This is a genomic window from Mucilaginibacter rubeus (assembly GCF_014643835.1).
GTDB classification, from domain to species: domain Bacteria; phylum Bacteroidota; class Bacteroidia; order Sphingobacteriales; family Sphingobacteriaceae; genus Mucilaginibacter; species Mucilaginibacter rubeus.
In genome coordinates, this window is the sequence record NZ_BMKD01000002.1 from 792867 (window position 1) to 810194 (window position 17328).

Sequence of the window (17328 nt, forward strand, 5' to 3'; positions counted from 1 at the left end):
CACCTAAATAAGCAGAGAGAAAAATGGAACAGCAAACAACAACACTTAGGAGATCATTCAGAACCAGCCTACAGTTAGGGATATATAAGGTTATTGATCCGTTTGTGAAGATCCTCATAAAAATAGGCTTAACCCCCAATGCAGTTACTACCATAGGTTTTGTACTTAATGTAGGCGTTGCAGGCATATTTATTTTAGGTGCCGAAGAAGGTAACCGCGGCGACCTGAGCTACGTTGGCTGGGCCGGCGGCCTCATCCTTTTTGCAGGCTTATTTGATATGCTTGACGGTCAGGTAGCCCGCTTAGGCAATATGAAATCAACCTTTGGTGCTTTGTATGATTCCGTACTTGACCGCTACAGCGAATTGATCATGTTCCTGGGCATTTGCTATTACCTGGTAGCACATCACTATTTCCTGAGCTCGATAGCCGCCTTTATAGCACTGATTGGCTCAATGATGGTTAGTTATGTACGTGCACGTGCCGAAGGTTTGGGTGTTGAAATTAAAGGCGGTTTAATGCAAAGGCCCGAGCGTGTAGTAACTATCGGCTTATGCGCAGCTTTATCGGGCATAGTAGCTCAATACATCGGCGGTAACTATAAATTATTTGTTCCCGGCATCAAATTTCATGTATTTGAAACCATATCGATATTTACTATCCCATTGGTAATACTTGCCGTTTTAACCAATATTACGGCTTTTAACAGGCTAAGAGAAGCTAAAAAAGCTTTAATTAAACTGGAAGAGGAAGAAGGTAAGTAAGGCTGTAGTTCTAAGTCAAAAGTCTTAAACGAGGACGTTGAATTACTTCTCCTAAGACTTAGAACTTTAGGCTTAAGACTTAGCAACAAATATCATATCTTCGTAACAATAAAATAAAGGCATTTACGCTTAGCAATATCTTTGCTAAAATTGCCTTTTGCTGGTTTAAGGCCAGCCATTCTGAACAATTTTAACACCATAAACAGGCAGAGAGATCGTAAAACATTTTAAACCCTGATTATAACAATGAAAAAGAAATATATATCCAACTCGCAGGAATCGGTGCGAATGTTTAAGAGCGACTTTTTAGAAGGCTTATCAAAGGTACACTATACCGTACCTCTATATATTTTTGTACCCGTTATTGGATATTGCAGCTATAAATTCTTTGACCTGGGATTGGATGTATTAACATATCTTGGCCTGTTTATTTTCGGCCTCTTCATCTGGACTATCACCGAATACATCATGCACCGTTTTGTTTTCCACTATCAGCCAAGCGAAAAACTGGAATGGGCACAACGTCTGCATTTTATCATGCATGGCGTGCATCATGATTATCCGAGCGATGCCAAACGTTTGGTATTGCCCCCGTCATTAAGCATTCCGCTGGCTACAGGCTTTTTCTTTTTGTTTAAATGGTTATTGCCTGTAAACTACATCTGGGGCTTTTTTCCGGGCTTTATTTTAGGTTACCTGTTTTATGATATATCGCACTATGCCATGCACCATTTTAATTTTAAAAGCGGGCTGTTCAAAAAAATAAAACAACACCATATGCTGCACCACTACCAGGATCCTGAAAAAGGCTATGGTGTGAGTTCACCTTTCTGGGATAAAATTTTCCGTTCAGATTTCTTAAAAAAATAGCAATGACCAATGCCAATACAGGCGTAACAGTAAATATCCGGTCGATAATTATTGTTTCGTTGCTTTCCATTGCTTACCTGGCGTTTTCAACTTTCCTTATTGGTTATAAACCAGACGAGCTTACGCTGGTAGTTATTTTCAATGTGCTGTTCTATGCATCGGCAATAACACGCAAGTTTATATTGGGCTTCACTATTTTCATAGTGTACTGGATTGTTTTTGATTACATGAAAGCCTTCCCCAATTATAACTACAACCCGGTACATATTGCCGAGCTTTATAATGCAGAGAAACGCCTGTTCGGCATTCATTTTAACGGCAAGCTGCTTACACCTAACGAATACTGGCTGGCCAATAGCAACACTTTTATTGATGTGTTATCGGGTTTATTCTATTTATGCTGGATCCCCGTGCCGCTGGGTTTTGCCGCTTACCTGTTCTTCAAAAACAAAAAACAGTTCCTCAATTTTTCGTTAACGTTTGTTTTGGTGAATATCCTGGGCTTTATAGTTTACTACGCCTACCCTGCCGCACCACCCTGGTTTGTTCAATATCACGGATTTCATTTTATTCCGTTAACCATGGGCAATACCGCCGGGCTGGCCAGGTTTGACGCCTATTTTCATGCCGGGGTTTTTAAAGGGATTTATACAAAAGGTTCAAACGTGTTTGCTGCCATGCCGTCGCTGCATTCGTCATACCCGGTTATAGTGCTTTACTACGGCTTAAAAAACAAGCTGGGACTTGCTAATATCTTTTTTGCGGTGGTAACCGTTGGCATCTGGTTTACGGCGGTATATGCAAGCCACCACTACGTGCTCGACGTGTTAGCCGGTATCACTTGTGCGGCATTAGGTATTGCCTTATACAATGTACTGTTAAAAAAAATCCCGGGTTTGCAGTCTGCTTTAAATAAATACCAAAGGGTAATCTCGTAGTGTAACATCTTGCTTACACAATTAGCGGATTGTTAGCGTTTACTACAAATTATCATTATATTAAATATAAGCAAAAAATACTGAAACTTTATCAATATTCCCCGAAATACATTATCAATTTTTAACGTTTCACCAACCTCCCCTTAACACCGCAGATGCATTTTTGCCTTAACTAAAAATGTTAAAATGTTAAGGATAAACAAAGTTTTTTTTAAAAAGTTGTGCCTTTTGGGCATATTCAATTTATTTTTAATAACGGCGGGTATGGCACAAACCAATTTGGCCGGTATTTCAGGGAAGGTTTCCGGCCCGAATGGTGAAGCCCTGCCAAATGCAACCATTACCGTTAAAAATGAGTCGACCGGGTTTGTAATCAAAGCTACAACCAATTCAAAAGGAACATTTCTGTTAAAGGAGCTTCCGCTGGGCGCGCCTTATAGCATAACGGCAGAAATTATGGGCATGACTGCACAAAAACAAACCGGTTATGCTTTAAATCAGGGCGACTTGCTACAGGTTACGTTTGTAATGACAGAAAAGATCCAGGAACTCAATGTTGTTGAAGTAAGAACTACCACAACCCGTAACAGGATCGAAAACATTGGCTCATCCACTGCTGTTACAGCTAAAGATATAGCCAAGTTACCGGTAAACGGTCGTAATTTCACATCCCTGGCCGATTTATCTCCATTGAGCGCGGGAAGCAGCTTAAGCGGGCAGCTGGGCTCAGCTACAAATTATACCATTGATGGCATGGCGGCACGCAGTACTATAGCCGGTGGCCAACCAACCGGTGCTTACTCTATTTCGCTTGAGGCTGTAAGGGAATTTCAGGTAGTTACCAATCAATATGATGTTACTTATGGCAATGTCGGCGGCGGTACAATAAGTACGGTAACCAAATCAGGAACTAACGTATTATCAGGGAGCGCTTTCACTTATGCACGTGCAAATTGGCTATCCAGTCCATTTGGATTAAATGGATTAAAACGTAACCAGTCGTTTTCTACTTATCAATATGGTTTTTCATTAGGAGGCCCTATTGTTAAAGATAAAGCGCAATTCTTTATTGCGTGGGATCATCAGGCAGATTCAAGGCCACTTTATATTGCCAATATCCAATCTGCAGATGACGAAAAACGAAACAATGTAACCCAGGCCACATTAGATAACTTTTTGAGCATAGCAAGGGCTAAATATGGAGTTGCCAATACCCCACAGTTTGGTCAGTTTGATAAATTTAAAAATACTCACGCTGCTTTTGCACGTGTCGACTGGCAAATTAATTCCAAAAATTTGTTTACCATCCGCGATAACTTTATCTATGACCTTGACAACCAATCCGACGGTGATAATACTGCCATAAACATCTACGAAGTTTACAGCACGCGCAAAAGTTTAAATAACAGTGTAATGGCCTCATTGCGTAGTATATTCAGCCCTAATTTAACCAACGAACTGAAAGTGCAGCACTACTGGGAGTACAACAAGATGTTTGCAAACAGCCAGTTACCTGCCGATAATATTCCCCGCGCTATTGTGCAGAATATTTCCTCGCTTGCAGCAGATGGATCCACTTATTCAACCGCCATACAGTTGGGAGGGCAACGTTACGGCGGCGACTATTTTAATAATAATGTAGCACAGCTAACCGACAACTTGTACTGGACCAAAGGCAAGTATAACTTTACATTTGGTGGAGGGTTAACTTTCACCAACCAAAATTCTATTTACGGCAGCGAAACCAATGGACGTTTTTACTTTACAGGCTTAACTAATTTCAATAACCTTACACCCTATCGCTTTGCAAGGGATATTTATACCTCATCAAACCGGAACATTAAATTTAACATACTTGCACCTAATGCTTACGCCCAGGTACAAACCATGTTGTTTCCGGGTTTTGAAGTAACCGCCGGGGTACGTATCGATTACACCGATTACCTTGACCAGGCAAATTTCAATCCTACGGTTTATAAAACTTTAGGCTTAAATACATCTAACAAACTGGCTACGCTACAAATTCAACCGCGTTTGCAAACCACCTGGGATGTAGGGCAAAATGGTAAAGACATTGTCAGGTTAGGTGGCGGCATTTTAGGTTCGGCATTGAACCCTTATTCTATGATAAACAATATGCTGTTTGATGGCTCACACATTTTAAGTGTTGATCTTAACGGCAGCCAGGTGCCTACCCCTAACTTTCCGGCTTACCGCAAGGACCCTGCAACAGCACCAGGACAGGATTTACTTAATAACCCCACCATACCCAAGCTTGCTACTATTAATATGAATGGCAAGGATGCTAAAGTGCCAACGGTTTACAAAGCCAACTTGTCTTATTCGCACTTCTTTGCTCAAAACTTCAGGGTTACAGCATCCGGCTACTTAAGTTTAGGCCGCAACAACTATACTTATCTGGATAAAAACATGGTTGATCAGCCGTACTTCCGTATTGCTGCCGAAGATAACAGAGGTGTATATGTTCCGGCAAATACAATAAACGCGTCAAATGGTTCGGCTGACTGGACACAAGGCAGAAAAACAACTGAAGTAGGCAGGGTACTGGAATTAGAAAGCAAGGGAAGAGTTAACCAGATGGCTTTTGTTATTGATGCCGACTACAAATATTATAAACAGGGCGAAATCTCCGTTTCTTATACATGGAATCAAACTAAAGACAATACATCATACAACGGAAACGTTGCTAATACGGCTACGCTTGTACAGTATGTAAAAGATGATCCGCGTAACCTGGGCGGCATGAATTATTCTGATAACCAATTCAGGAATAAGATTGTTGCTTACGGAAGTTCGCCAACCTTTCATGGCTTTAGCGCAGGCTTGCGATTTTCGGGGATAAGCGGCACCAGGTATTCTTTATTGGTGAACGGTAACGTGAACGGCGATTTTGTGGCCAGTAACGATCTGGCTTACATTTACGATCCGAATGCAGCGTCAACACCTCAATACATAAAAGACGGGATCGATGCGATACTGAACAACCCTAAGGTAGAGCAAAGCGCCAAAAATTACATAGTTAAAAGTTTCGGAAAAATTGCTGAACGTAATGGAGGAGTAAACCCGTTTTATGGTGTATTTGATTTACGATTGATTAAAAGGGTTACGCTATTTAAAAAACAGTATTTTGAAATATCTGTCGACTTATTTAACGTGGCCAATTTATTGAATAAAGAATGGGGCGTTAACCATAACCTGGGTGCAACTCCTATTTATACGATTAAAAGCTTCGACCCTGTTAAAAAACAATACGCATACGCGGTTAACACAAATGCAGGGGTATCCAATTTAAGCGGCAACCCTTACCAGTTTCAGATAGGCTTAAGATATGGTTTTTAATTATCAATTCCAATTAACAACAATAGCTAAAACCTTGTAAACCTTCACGGGCCCTGCTTTGAATAGCATAGGATTTTAATGGAATAAAGCTCTGCGATTGGCAACTTTTGACCTTTAAAATCCTTGCTATTTTAAATACCCAATAGTGCAAAATCTCTTTTTCTATACAACTTTATGTATTAAAGCAGGCAGTGTGGAAAACGCGCAAACATTTGTTAATTAATATTTCCAGGGCTATCCTCCTGAAAAACAGCCCATACAATTCAAAAACAAACAAAAAGCCAAGCACCTTTCACAAACACCCATGGCGGTGATCTTAAACAGGCACGCTATTTGCCTAATTACAAGTGGATTATTGTATTTTCGAGTAATCTGTTATATGAAGAGACTTATTACCTTACTTTTTATTCTGACAGCCACGCTTAAATTATCCGCACACACCAGTGAGCTTGATAGTCTTAAGCAAAAATTACAGGTTACCAGCGACTCGTTAAAAGGCCCTATCTATACCCAAATAGCTGCTCATTATTTAGGATACGATACCGTATCAACCCGGCGAATGAAATACTATTTCCAAACTGAGGCGCTTAATTACACTATGCTCGCCCTGCATAGCTATTCAACTTATAACGATACTTTAGGCTTGCGTACAAGCTTTAACGCGCTTGCAAAGGTTTACCGCTCACAGCGTAAATTCAGCCAGGCTAAATGGTTCATTTTGCAATCGAACACCATATCAAGACAAAGGAAGGATACCCTTAATATTATCAACTCGCTCATAGAGCTTGCAGCCATTAAAAGCGACATCAAAGACTATAAACTCAGTATGAAGGACCTGAACGATGCTTTAACATTGTCGCTCAAAACCCACGATCCTAAAAAAGAGTCGATAGTGCAGGTAGGCTTTGCCGAACTGTACCGGAAAATGAACGATTATGATAAAGCTGCGGTAGCTATTAAACGCCATGAATTTTTGGACGATAGTCTTAACCAGGTTACGGTCGACAGCATTGCCAAGGTAGCTGCTGCCGATTCGATCAAGATCAAAAAGCAGGATTCGGCGATAGCCAAAAAAAAAGTATATACCAAAAACTCCAGGCGCAGGCCAATGCTAAGATACGCCAGGCACATAACGTCATTGTCGTTCTCATCGGCACCACTCTTGTTCTCGTCGTTGTAGCCATCATTATCATTTACAGGCGGAAGAAAACCGGTCGCTGGCGTTCAGCTATCAGGCGGCCTAAACAATAATTTAAACCACAGGCGTTTAAAATTGTCAAAGCACTAAGATGAAAAAATTGATAGTATTATTTGCTGCATTATTCTGGTTTGCGAATGCCTACAGCCAAAGCAGCAAACACTTCAGGACCGAGTTTTTAAACAGCATTAATGCTACACGCCAGAAAGGCTGCAATTGCGGCAGCAAATATTTCCCGCCGGCTCCTCCCCTTACCTGGAATAATGATTTGGAAGATGCAGCTATAGGGCACGCTAAAGACATGGCCCGCAAAAGCTATTTTAGTCACGACAGCAAAGACGGCCGCAGCATGGAAGACCGCATAGTATACGCCGGTTATAAATTTAAAGGGTTTAAAAGTTTTGCCATAGGCGAAAACATAGCCCAGGGCCAGCAAAGCATTGCGGAAGTGATGGCTGGCTGGTTTAAAAGTGAAGGCCATTGCCGCAATCTCATGAACCCGGACTTTAAAGAAGTTGGCGTGGCAGAATATAAAACCTATTGGGTACAGGATTTTGGCGGCCGGACCTCATTTTCGGCTCAGCAACAAAAGTTGATTAAATCAGGGAGATACAGATTAATACAGGAAAAGCCTGTGGAAGGGCATTGATTTTTGTCTGAACCGGGATTTCATAGGATTTTTCGGAAGTCAGGATCTTGCCTGTGAAATCCAACCAATCTACTCATTCTTGCCGTTGTTGGAGTTGCCTCCAACAACCTTACTTCCCTGCCTCCGGTTTCGGTTTTGGCTCCCTTGGGCCGCGTTTGTAGATGATGAGACCATTCAGGAAATTACGCAGGATCTGATCGCCGCAGGGTTTAAAGTTGGGGTGGTCATCAGCGCGGAATATGGCGCCTATTTCGGCTTTGGTGATCCTGAAATTAACTAATGCCAAAACCTTGATAATATCATCATCAGTAAATTTCATTGCCACCCTCAGCTTTTTCATGATATCGTTATTACTCATAGTATTCTTCTTTTAAACAAAATTACCTCGAAATTTCCATCTTCACCTTTTTGCCCTTAATTTTTTCGGCCTTTACCTGCTTTACTACACTTTCTATTTTATCGCGCTTGATCGCAGCGTACGAAGAGTAGTCAAGCACTTCTATCAAACCGAGGTCCTCCTTTGCCAACCCGCCTTTTTTAAGCAGCAGGCCTACAATATCCACCTTGTTAACTTTATCCTTTTTGCCGGCGGCTATGTACAAGGTAAGCCAAGGCGATGCAGGCGGCAATATCAGTTTTTCGGGCAGTTCTTCAATCTCGGGCAGTTGTTTTAAGTATGGCAACTTTTCATCGGGTGTTAGCATCAGGTATGATGTACCTTTAGCGTTCATACGTGCTGTGCGGCCGTTACGGTGTAAAAAAGCCTCCTCATTATGCGGCAGCTGGTAATGTACCACATATTCTATTTCAGGGATATCCAGCCCACGTGAGGCCAGATCCGTGGTGATCAATAAACGGTGACTTCCGTTCCTGAATTTTAACAGGGCGCGTTCCCGGTCGTCCTGTTCCATACCGCCGTGAAAAACATCATGCTCCAACCCCTTGTACCAAAGCAACTCGCTGATCCTGTCAACTGCTTCACGGTGATTACAAAACACAAGGGTTGCTTTATTACCAATTTTACAGATCAGGGCAAAAAGTGCATCCAGTTTATCGGCAGCTTCGGATATCACCGCTTTTTGTTTAATATCTGGCGCCGAAGTAACATTACTTAAAAAGTTCACTTCAACAGGTTTAACAATTCCAGTAAAAGCAGGAATCTCATCCATCTTAGTCGCCGAAGTCAATATCCGCTTTTTAACAACGGGCAACTGCCTGATGATATAAGCCATATCCTCCTGGAAACCGAACTCAAGCGCTTTATCAAACTCATCGAGAATGAGCGTACGTACAGTATCAGTACTAAAATTTTCTTCACGCAAATGAAAGGCAATCCTCCCCGGCGTACCAACCAAAACTGCAGGCGGATGCGAAAGGTTATTGCGTTCAATTTTCACGGCATGGCCGCCATAACAGCAATTGATCTTGAACCCTGTACCCATAGATTTCCAAACCTGCTCAATTTGTAAAGCAAGCTCACGCGATGGCACCAGGATCATCACCTGTACTGTAGAAACACCGGCATCAAGCAGGTTAAGCAAAGGCAATAAAAAACCAAGCGTTTTCCCCGAGCCTGTAGGTGATAAAAGGATTACATCACCTTTTTTAGCGGCACTAAGCGCGGCAAGCTGCATGGGGTTAAGGGCAGTTATGCCGAGGTTACTCAATGCCTGATCAATCATGGTTTGCTTTTGTTGAGGCGCAAAGATACGGTAAAATTTTCCCGGGGGACCGATTATATGCATCTGCTTAGCTATTAACTTAACAGACTAAAAAAACGGGGGAATGTGCGATTCCCCCGCTTGAGGGGATTTTTTGCTTTAGTTCCCTACTCCGCCACTTCCGTTTTAAAATTATGCTTAATAAACCTCGCAACCTTTTTAGCTTCCCGATGGGTTAAATTTCCCATACAGGTATATTCCCATTCGTGCATGTGATCGTCAAAAACAATATCTCCAAGATCTGTTTCCCCTTCACTTAACCTAAATACGCCCGTTGCATACACATGTGTACCGGGTATCAGCTGTTGCACCGCTTCAATGCCGATCTGGCGTATACCATCTTCGGTATCCAGATCATAGATCACCGACTTTTCCATCTATCAAATACAATATTAAGCCCGTTTTGTTTAAATAATTACCTGAAGGCTGGCTTACCAGCTCATGATCTCCATAACCCGGGTAAATTCGGGTTGAAGTGCGGCTTTGATCGTTATTTCTTCACCGGTTATGGGGTGCTTAAAATTTAACTGCGATGCATGCAGTAGCATGGTTGTCATTGCCCATTGCTCTAAAAACAACTTATTCTGTTTGTTACAGCCGTGGGTGCGGTCGCCTATAATTGGGTGAAAAATATGGCTCAGGTGCTTGCGTAATTGGTGCATACGCCCGGTTGCAGGCACAGCCTCAACCAATGAATACCTTGAAGTTGGATGTTTGCCAAGGGCTATATCAAGTTCTGCCCTTTTTAGGGTAGTGTAACTGGTAAATGCATCCTGCAAAGTGCCGTTCTCTTTGCGCAGTGGGTAATCTATATCTTCTGCATCAGGTGTATGGCCCCTTACTATGGCCAGGTATTTCTTGCTCACCTGGTTTTCCATAAATGCTTTTTGCATGGCAATCTCTACCTCTTTATTAAAAGCAAAAAGCAGGATCCCACCGGTTTTACGATCGATACGGTGAACAGGGTTAACTTTCATGCCAATTTGATCCCGAAGCAATTGCAGGGCAAACTCTGAAGCATCGGCTGCTATGGGCGACCGGTGAACCAGCAACCCATGAGGCTTGTTGATGGCAATCAGATGTTCATCGCGGTATATGATCTCTAACATGGGCATAATTACAAGGCTGCGAATTTACGGCAGCATTTTGGATTTATTTCTGAAATCTTCTACCGTAGGGCACTTCGCATTAAAATACCTCAACAAATCTTTTTAAACAGCTTTTAAAAGTTATTGATGTAAAAAAATAATTTTAAATAGTATTGCTTTTCCTATCTTTAGTTCACACCTAAATACAATTAAACTAATGGCTACCACAGCAGACCAGGCAAGTGCTAAACAGGCCGACGACATTAACGCGGCCCGCACCCGTTTATTTTCACTGGATGCCCTTCGGGGATTTGATATGTTTTGGATTATGGGCGGCGAAGAGATCTTCCATGGCATGGCCAAAGCCACCGGTTCACCATTCTGGAGCGCTATTGCCAACCAGTTCACCCACCCCGACTGGAATGGTTTTCACCTGTATGATCTTATCTTCCCGTTGTTCCTGTTTATGGCAGGCGTATCAACTCCATTTTCTGTGGGGCGCGAACTGGAAAAAGGCAAAACACGTCAGCAATTACTGCTGCGCGTTATAAAAAGGGCATTTATTTTAGTGTTGCTCGGCCTTGTGGTAAACAACGGGTTAAAAATTATGCCTGTTTCAGATATCCGCTTCCCCAGCGTATTGGGCCGTATCGGTATTGCCTATATGTTTGCCAACATCATTTACCTGTATAGTACCGAGCGCTGGCAAATGTTTTGGTTTGGCTTTTTCATCATCGGCTATTGGCTGCTGCTTAAGTTTACCTCCGCACCGGGCTTCCCTATGGGCGACCTGACCATGAAAGGCAATTTTGCCTCATACGTTGACCGCAGCATACTACCGGGCAGATTGTATTTAGGCATCCACGACCCTGAGGGACTTTTTTCAACCATCCCGGCCATCAGCACCGGCATATTGGGCATCCTTACCGGCCTGTTGCTTAAAAAGGGCGGCGTTACGCAAATGCGCAAGGTAACTACCATGGCTGTTGTGGGGGTGATCTTCCTCATTCTCGCACAAATCTGGAACCTTGATTTCCCGATCAACAAAAACCTGTGGACAAGCTCATTTGTGCTGCATGTAGGCGGTTTAAGCCTATTGCTGATGGCATTATTTTACTTCATCATTGATGTAAAAGGCTATCAGAAATGGGCATTTTATTTCAGGGTGATAGGCATGAACTCCATCCTGATTTATATTTCGGGCCACTTTATTAAATGGAGTTATACAACCGAAGGCTTTTTTGGATGGATAGGCCAGTTAGTAGGCGATCCTTACAATATCGTAGTAATGGCTATTTGCTTCGTAATGGTAAAATGGGCGTTTTTGTATTATCTATATACCAAGAAGACATTTTTGAGAGTGTAAGCTGAACCTTGATTGAAAGGATTTTAGGATAACCATGAATTAAAAAGCATCAAGGCTATCCTAAAGTCCGGCAAATCAAGGTTTAAATATCACAGCATCCTTTAATCCTATAAATCAGGGTTCAACCACATTTTCTGCTCCTCCGGCGTTAAGTAAGTCCAGGCCATAATTCGGCTTACCTTTTGGCCTTGCGACATATTGATGGTTTGCGCATCTTTTACGCCTTCTTTTTGAAGGGTATTATATAAGATCCTGAGATTTTCTTTTTTTGAAACCAGCGTGGTAAACCATAAAACCTGTTTCTCAAATGGCTTACTCTGGGCTGCCATCAGTTTCAGGAATGCAGCTTCGCCCCCGGGATACCACAACTCGGTATTTTGGCCGCCGAAATTAAGTATAGGCTGTTTATCCTTTCTTAAACCAAGGTTATCCCATTTACGGGCCGAACCGGCAGCAGCCTCCTTAGCCGAGGCGTGGAAGGGCGGGTTACAGATTGTAAGATCAAATAACTCGCCGGGTTTAATGATCCCTTTAAAAATATCGGCCTTCTTGCTTTGCTGTCTCAATTCAACAGCAACCTTTAACTGGCTGTTTTGCTCAACAATACTTTGTGCCGATGCCATAGCCTCTAGGTCGAGCTCTGAGCCAACAAAGTTCCAGCCATATTCTTTGAAACCTACTATGGGATAAACCAGGTTAGCACCTGTTCCGATGTCAAGCACACGTACTTTCCGGCCTTTGCGCACAACACCGTTATTAACAGAAGCAAGCAGATCGGCCGCATAATGAATATAATCGGCACGGCCAGGTATAGGCGGACATAAAAAACCTTCGGGAATGTCCCAGTAGTTTATGCCGTAATGATGCTGCAGCAATGCCTTATTAAGTGTTTTTACTGCTTCCGGATCGGCAAAATTAATGGTAAAATTATCATATTCATTGGTACGCACAAACGGCCTCAGGGCAGGCGTGGCTTTGATCAATGCTTTAAAATCATACCCCCCGCGGTGTTTATTACGCGGGTGCATATTGGTTTTAGCCTGAGGCTGGTTGGATTCTTGTGCTGACAATGGAATAGTGTTTTTTTAGTTTATGATTAACCCACAATGCCATTCAGATCGGCAGGCGAATAATTGATAGATTTTAATGTTTTATGGTCAGAGGTGCGGTATACCAGGTACAAGCCGTCTATCTCTTTATAGTATGCATCTGTATTGGCCGTATTTTTATAATGCTCGATGGTTTTTTCGGCCTCCTCAACTGTTTTGCAGGCTTTGCTCATGTTGGAGCGGTGAACCTCATCAAACAGCTCTTTAAATTTTGAGCCCAAACCAAATTCAAGTACCGCTCCTGATAATACATATTGCAGATCGCAGAGGGCATCAGCTACTTCAACCATGTTATTATCATTAACAGCCTGCTGCAGTTCTTTTAGTTCTTCGGCAATAAGTTCGATACGCAGATCACAGCGTGCTCTTGAGGGTATTGCAGGTTTTTCAATTATAGGATGCTTAAAAGTGGCATGAAATTCGGCTACCTGGGTTAATGCACTTAAATCTTTGATCATGTTGTTTTAGGGCGATAAATAAACGGCTAAGTTAAGAATTAACCCTAAGGCTTTCAAAAAATTAGTATAAGCCGTATTAGGCCAAAGGTTATGAAACAAAAAATAAATAAAGCAACAACAATTAATAGCACTGATTATCAATTAATAAAAATTTAACATAAATAGCGATTGTTAACATAAACATAATATTAAAACCACATTATATTAACCTAACTTTGCACCGCGCAGAAAAAAACTGTGCTTCACCCGATCTCCAATCCATTCACATGAAAAATATAAAAGATAAAGCCGCTACTAAACAAGCCCGCAAAATTCTTAAGAAGCAATTAAAAGAAAAATTAGTAATCCAGATTGAAACCCTGGTAAGTGAATTTGGCCCCGATGCCGGCAAAACTAAAAAGGCTATCGACAAAGCTGCAAAAAGCCTGGCAAAAATATTGGCTACTAAATTAAGTCCGGAAGTACATGCTGCTCCCGCTGAACCCAAAGCAAAAAAGGAGAAAAAAGCAACCGAAGCAGCATCGGTTACTCCCGCAAAAGCGCCTGCGAGCAAAACAACAAAAGATACCGAGCCTGAAAAAGCCATTTAATTAAAAAAACAAACGACAAAAAGACGTTCAATTCATTTTTTTAAATCCAAAAAAGCCAATTGTTAAGGATTAAGACCTTTCAGCAGTTGGCTTTTTTATTAATTCAACAATGTGGCATAAAAAAATACAGCAATGCCAATATTTTTCATCCCAAATCAACTAAAACAGCAAATCAAAAGTACAAATCTTCCAATAAAATTGTTTTTATATTGACAATTATTCAATAATTATTAACTTACGTTAAAATTAACATTATTTCAATAGCCATAACCTCCGTTTTATGAAGAAAATTTTACTATTCACCCTCGTTTTGCTAACCATAACTCCCCTATTGACATTAGCACAAAAGAAAGCTATAACCGGAATCGTTACCGATGCGGCAAGCAATGCACCAATGCCCGGGGTATCGGTACATATAAAAGGGAGTAATTTAGGTACAAGCACCAACGCAAAGGGGATATACACCATTTCAGCAGCGGCAACTGATGAACTGATTATAAGCTATACGGGCTACAAAACCATAACAGTTGCTATTAACGGACGTACTAAAATTGATATTACACTGGTTGGTGATATAGCCCAATTAAATGAAGTAGTATTAATAGGTACACGATCTGCCGGGCGGGTAAAACTTGAAACGGCGGTTCCTGTTGATATTGTTAATGTGGGTAAAGCGGCCTCAGTAACCGGTCGTATGGATATTACTGACATCCTTAACTACTCGGCTCCCTCATTCAACTACAATAAACAATCCGGTTCGGATGGTGCCGACCACGTTGAACTGGGTACTTTGCGCGGTTTAGGACCTGATCAAACCCTGGTATTGGTGAATGGCAAACGGCGGCATTCCACTGCTTTCGTTTCGGTATTCGGTACGCGCGGCCGCGGTAACTCCGGTGTCGATCTGAGTTCGATCCCAACGGCATCTATCGACAGAATCGAGATCCTTCGCGACGGCGCTTCGGCCCAGTATGGCTCTGACGCTATTGCGGGTGTTATCAACCTTGTTTTAAAGAAAACCACCGGCGTGTTTAATGCCAACGTTGGTTATTCTGGTTACTATGATCCCGCCTTTAACAGTGGTAAAAGTGTTGTTGCCTCTCAATACCCTCACGGTGGTGCTATTGATGGCAATGGTATCACCATTGATGCCAATTATGGTTTGGCTCTTGGTAAAAACGGTGGTTTCATCAATTTTACGGGCGACTATGCCAAAAACGGCAAAACCTTTCGCCAAACTCATGATACCACAACCTCAAATCCCAAAGCATTGCCTATAAACCCTTACAGGCGTGCCAATGGCGATGGATCGGCCGAGAGCGGCACATTCTTTTTCAACCATGAATCACCTCTTGCCGGTACCCGTACAACTTTATACAGCTTTGGCGGCTATAGCTATAAAGCATCTGATGATTATGCCTTTACCCGTAATTTCTCTGGTCGCCCCGAACGTTTCCCTACTGACAACAGTGGTAACATAATCCCTGTAAGCGGCATTATTTTTACTACTCCCGACGGCGAATCATATTACAATCCCATTATCCGCACCCATAATACAGATCTTGCCATTGCCGTAGGCGCAAAAGGTACCCTGGGCAATGCCTGGGACTGGGATTTGAGCAATAATATCGGTAACAATAAGTTCCACTTTTTTGGCTATAAAACATTTAATGCTTCTTTAGGGGCTGGTAAAACCAATTTTGACGACGGCGGATCGGAGTTTTTACAAAACACCAGTAACCTGAACATCAACAAACATTTTGGCAATGTAATGCAGGGCCTTAACCTTGGTTTTGGCGGCGAATACCGTTACGAGCGCTATAAGATCTTTTCGGGCGAAGAGGCATCCTACAAAAATTATGATCCAACTGGCGTAAAAGCGGCAGGCTCACAGGGCTTCCCCGGCTATCAGCCCGGTGATGTGGTAAATGCCCACCGTTCGGTAGAAGGTGTATATGTTGATCTTGAAGGCGATATCACTAAAAAATGGCTGGTCGATTTCGCTAACCGCTATGAACATTACAGCGACTTTGGCTCAAACTTTAATACCAAACTGGCTACACGCTATAAAATTACCGATAACTTTAACATCCGCGGTTCATTGGGTACAGGTTTCCGTGCACCTTCGTTACAGCAGATCAATTACAGTTCAACCTTTACCAACGTACAGGGTACGGTGATATCTGAAGTTAAAATAGCGCCAAACTATAGCCCTATCACCAAAGCAGCAGGTATCCCTAACCTTAAACAGGAAAAATCAAAAAATGCCGGTTTAGGCTTTACCTTTAAACCAATGCCTGAGTTAAGCTTTACTGTTGATGGATACTATATTAAAGTTACCGACCGCGTTGTGCTTTCTGGCCAGTTCAGTGCCGATGACGAAACCCTCGACCCTACATTTACCAATGCCCTGAAAAACCTGCATGTAAGCTCTGCCCAGTTTTTTGCCAATGCTGTAAACACTACCAACAAAGGTTTGGACGTAGTTATTGACTACAACAAAACTATTGGCGCCAACAGGTTCAGGGTGCTTTTTACAGGCAATTTCCAAACCATGAAGATTGACAAGGTAAACTACCCGCCTATACTTGGTAGTACCCCTGCCTTGCGCGAAACATTTTTGAGCGAGCGCGAAAAGAAATTTATCCTGGCATCGGCCCCGCCTCAAAAACTTAGCTTAAACCCCGAGTTTAGCCACAAAAGCTTTACCGTAGGTACCCGCTTTACTTACTTTGGCAAAGTTGTGATTGATGGCTATGGCGACGGTACAACCCTCACCCCTACCGTACCAACTGATAATGGTTCGGCACAACTGCCCGACCAATATATTTACAGCGGCAAAGTAGTGAGCGACCTGTATTTCGCTTACAAAGTGGCGAAATCGGTTCGTGTATCCATAGGCGCCGACAATATTTTTAACGTTCACCCTGACCTTGCTTACGTAAAAGGCGCTAAAGGATGGGCATATAATAACGAACCATCGGGCCCGTTTGACGCTGTACAGATGGGCGAAAACGGCCGCCGCTTTTTTGCCCGGGTAGGCTTTACATTTTAAATAATTAACTGAAAAACTATTAACTGACTGATTCGATACAGGTCGCCCCGATTGTGGGGCGACCTTTTTTATTTAGAGGAAATTCATAAATATTGATAGCTCTGTAACTTTATATGTTGATTAAACTCTAAACTTGTAAACTGTTAAAACATGTTAAATAGG

The 17328-nt window shown here is 42.2% G+C and carries 15 protein-coding genes; 9 read left to right on the plus strand and 6 right to left on the minus strand.

The window, feature by feature from the left end:
- Positions 1-23: 23 nt before the first annotated feature.
- The 6 genes from IEX80_RS09875 (at position 24) to IEX80_RS09900 (ending at position 7779) form a co-directional block, all read left to right on the plus strand.
- On the plus strand, positions 24-764 hold the full coding sequence (locus tag IEX80_RS09875; protein ID WP_112655852.1) for a CDP-alcohol phosphatidyltransferase family protein: 741 nt from the start codon (positions 24-26) through the stop codon (positions 762-764).
- 246 nt (positions 765-1010) lie between these two features.
- Positions 1011-1634, plus strand: a complete 624-nt coding sequence (locus IEX80_RS09880; protein WP_090526343.1) for a sterol desaturase family protein — start codon at positions 1011-1013, stop codon at positions 1632-1634.
- A gap of 2 nt (positions 1635-1636) precedes the next feature.
- Positions 1637-2572, plus strand: a complete 936-nt coding sequence (locus IEX80_RS09885; RefSeq protein WP_090526341.1) for a phosphatase PAP2 family protein — start codon at positions 1637-1639, stop codon at positions 2570-2572.
- Between the two features lie 264 nt (positions 2573-2836).
- Positions 2837-5932, plus strand: a complete 3096-nt coding sequence (locus tag IEX80_RS09890; protein ID WP_229701579.1) for a TonB-dependent receptor — start codon at positions 2837-2839, stop codon at positions 5930-5932.
- A 379-nt stretch (positions 5933-6311) separates the two neighbouring features.
- A complete protein-coding gene (locus tag IEX80_RS09895) occupies positions 6312-7112 on the plus strand; it encodes a hypothetical protein (protein WP_176627689.1) in 801 nt (266 codons plus the stop codon).
- Between the two features lie 109 nt (positions 7113-7221).
- On the plus strand, positions 7222-7779 hold the full coding sequence (locus IEX80_RS09900) for a CAP domain-containing protein (RefSeq protein ID WP_090526334.1): 558 nt from the start codon (positions 7222-7224) through the stop codon (positions 7777-7779).
- A gap of 109 nt (positions 7780-7888) precedes the next feature.
- Here the strand turns inward: IEX80_RS09900 and IEX80_RS09905 are convergent, their stop codons facing one another.
- The 4 genes from IEX80_RS09905 to IEX80_RS09920 all read right to left on the minus strand — a co-directional run bounded on the left by IEX80_RS09905 (position 7889) and on the right by IEX80_RS09920 (position 10609).
- Positions 7889-8137, minus strand: a complete 249-nt coding sequence (locus IEX80_RS09905) for a DUF1456 family protein (RefSeq protein ID WP_090526331.1) — start codon at positions 8135-8137, stop codon at positions 7889-7891.
- A 22-nt stretch (positions 8138-8159) separates the two neighbouring features.
- Entirely contained in the window at positions 8160-9461 is a 1302-nt protein-coding gene (locus IEX80_RS09910; RefSeq protein ID WP_188832764.1) for a DEAD/DEAH box helicase, read from the minus strand.
- A 146-nt stretch (positions 9462-9607) separates the two neighbouring features.
- Positions 9608-9877, minus strand: a complete 270-nt coding sequence (locus tag IEX80_RS09915; protein WP_090526329.1) for a hypothetical protein — start codon at positions 9875-9877, stop codon at positions 9608-9610.
- 54 nt (positions 9878-9931) lie between these two features.
- Positions 9932-10609: a pseudouridine synthase gene (locus IEX80_RS09920; RefSeq protein ID WP_090526328.1), complete on the minus strand. Its 678-nt coding sequence runs from the start codon at positions 10607-10609 to the stop codon at positions 9932-9934.
- 196 nt (positions 10610-10805) lie between these two features.
- Between IEX80_RS09920 and IEX80_RS09925 the strand changes: the two genes are divergently transcribed.
- Positions 10806-11954, plus strand: a complete 1149-nt coding sequence (locus tag IEX80_RS09925) for an acyltransferase family protein (RefSeq protein ID WP_188832765.1) — start codon at positions 10806-10808, stop codon at positions 11952-11954.
- Positions 11955-12061: 107 nt separating this feature from the next.
- Here IEX80_RS09925 and rlmF read toward each other — a convergent pair whose 3' ends face one another.
- Together rlmF and IEX80_RS09935 are read right to left on the minus strand one after the other, a co-directional pair.
- Positions 12062-13024, minus strand: a complete 963-nt coding sequence (rlmF, locus tag IEX80_RS09930; RefSeq protein ID WP_229701580.1) for a 23S rRNA (adenine(1618)-N(6))-methyltransferase RlmF — start codon at positions 13022-13024, stop codon at positions 12062-12064.
- Between the two features lie 26 nt (positions 13025-13050).
- A complete protein-coding gene (locus IEX80_RS09935; protein ID WP_217633138.1) occupies positions 13051-13521 on the minus strand; it encodes a pyrophosphohydrolase domain-containing protein in 471 nt (156 codons plus the stop codon).
- Between the two features lie 266 nt (positions 13522-13787).
- Between IEX80_RS09935 and IEX80_RS09940 the strand changes: the two genes are divergently transcribed.
- Positions 13788-14111 carry a hypothetical protein gene (locus IEX80_RS09940; protein ID WP_188832766.1) on the plus strand — a complete coding sequence of 108 codons (324 nt, stop codon included), beginning with the start codon at positions 13788-13790 and terminating at the stop codon, positions 14109-14111.
- Between the two features lie 280 nt (positions 14112-14391).
- Entirely contained in the window at positions 14392-17166 is a 2775-nt protein-coding gene (locus IEX80_RS09945; RefSeq protein WP_188832767.1) for a TonB-dependent receptor, read from the plus strand.
- Positions 17167-17328 lie beyond the last annotated feature (162 nt).